Origin of the sequence: Deinococcus metalli (assembly GCF_014201805.1) — a bacterium.
Taxonomy (GTDB): Bacteria; Deinococcota; Deinococci; order Deinococcales; family Deinococcaceae; genus Deinococcus; species Deinococcus metalli.
The window spans coordinates 1-2,022 of the sequence record NZ_JACHFK010000032.1 but is presented as its reverse complement, the minus strand read 5'-3'; the positions used below and the strand labels follow the sequence as shown (position 1 = coordinate 2,022).

The following is a 2,022-nucleotide window of genomic DNA, read 5'->3' as shown; positions in this document are numbered from 1 at the left end:
GGGATGTATGGCCGTGCGGGGCTCTCTCTGCTGCGGGCTCGGATGCTGCACCGGCCACCGGGCTGAATCCCCATCACCAAATGTGCGGAAGTTCCCTAAAAATGATCAAAAGTGGCGGATAGGAATTTGACGTGACCCCGGTTTGTCGGCCCACTCCGAATGAGACAAGATCGTCTCCAGGGAGGGGTCATGAAGCACAAGCAGTACAGCGAAAACGAGATCCTTGATGTCTTGGCCCAGGTGGAAGCTGGAACAGCCGTAGGGGACGTGGCCAGGATGTCTGGGGTCTCCAAGGCCACCATTCACCGTTGGCAGGCACGGTACGGGGGCATGACCAAGGACGACGCGAAGCGTGTCCGAAAGCTGGAAGAAGAAAACCGCCGCCTGAAGAAGCTGGTCGCGGACTTGGCGCTCGACAACAGCATCCTGAAGGAGGTGGTCGGCAGAAAGTGGTGAACCCCGACCAGTCGCCCCAGGCCCAGACGCCCATCAAACGGCGGGTCATCCGGGAAGTGCGGCACCTGTTCGGGATCAGTGAGAGGCGAGCCTGTCGTATCCTTGGTTTTCACCGTTCTACACAGCGTCATCGCAGCACGAAAGATGACCGGGATCTAGCGAACAAGCTCCGGACGCTCGCACGCGAGCGTCCGCGGTTCGGATACCGGCGGTTACACATCCTGCTGCGTCGGCAGGGCGATGTGGTCAACCACAAGCGGGTGTATCGCGTGTATCGCGATGAAGGCCTGGCTGTCCGCAACAAGGCCCGCAGAAAGGGGGTCGCGCAGACGAGATTGCCGCAGACGGCGCCCACCAGGGCAAACGAGCGGTGGAGCCTGGATTTCGTCAGTGACCAGCTGGCCAACGGGCAGCGGTTCCGCATTTTGAACGTCGTGGACGACGGCACCCGGGAGTGCGTGCTCAGCTATGCGTCGACGTCGATCCCCGGCAGCACCGTGGCGCGTCTGCTGGCAGACGCGATCCAGGAACGCGGTAAGCCCGCGGTACTCTTGACCGACAACGGGCCGGAGTTCACGGGCCGGGCATTGGATCAGTGGGCGTACATCCAGGGCATCACCCATCAGTTCATCGATCCTGGAAAACCCGTCCAGAACGCCTATATCGAGAGCTTTAACGGACGGATGCGGGACGAGTTCCTGAACGTCCACTGGTTCCTGAGCGTGCCGCAGGCGAGGCTCAGCCTCGCCATCTGGCGGCGGGATTACAACGTTGTGCGGCCGCACAGCTCCCTTGGGAACCTCACACCTCAGGAGTTCGCCCGCCAGTTGGCGGGCTGAAGTACGCTGGGCTCATTCGGGCTGGATCGATCAATGGGTGAACGTCAAATTGACCATGCCGAGGTCGGAGCCCCCCACGATCTGCGATTCACTGCGAGTCGGAGGTCGGCATGCTTGGAGGCGCACAGGTGCGGCACATCATCGAGCTCAAGGCAGCAGGTCAATCCATCAGCGGCATCGCCAAAACCCTGGACGTCAGTCGGAACACCGTCAAGAAATACCTCCGCGATCCCGGCCTCCCACAGCCACGCCGACGCACACCTCGGGGCAGCAAGCTGGCCCCGTTCACAGCGTTTTTGACAGGCCGGATCGAGCTGGGCGTCCTGAACGCCGTGGTGTTGTTCCGCGAACTGCAGGAACGCGGCTACGACGGGCAGTACACCGTCGTCAAGGACTTTGTGCGCCCATTTCGGCGGACACAGGTGTCCGCCCAGCGCCTGACCACCCGTTTCGAAACCCAGCCCGGAGAACAGGCGCAGGTGGACTTCGGTCGGTACAGCTACCGGAATCTCGAGGGCCAGACGTGTTCCATCTGGGCGTTCGTCATGGTGCTGGGCTGGTCACGGGCGTTGTACGTCGAGTTCATCCGCAAGGCCGATACCGCCAGCTTCATCCGCTGTCACGTGAACGCCTTCGCCTATTTCGGCGGGATCACCCAGACCATCCTGTACGACAACACCAAGCAGGTGGTGCTGGAACGCGACCAGACCGGCGCGCCGGTCTGGAA

1 protein-coding gene and 1 pseudogene are annotated in these 2,022 nt (G+C 62.0%); both read left to right on the top strand.

Annotated elements, in window-relative coordinates; genetic code table 11:
* Positions 1 to 189 precede the first annotated feature (189 nt).
* A pseudogene (locus HNQ07_RS23760) lies at positions 190 to 1,290 on the top strand (IS3 family transposase); the annotation flags it as partial.
* Positions 1,291 to 1,423: 133 nt separating this feature from the next.
* Positions 1,424 to 2,022: IS21 family transposase (gene istA / locus HNQ07_RS23755; RefSeq protein ID WP_311733232.1), on the top strand; the 599-nt coding region annotated here is incomplete at its 3' end.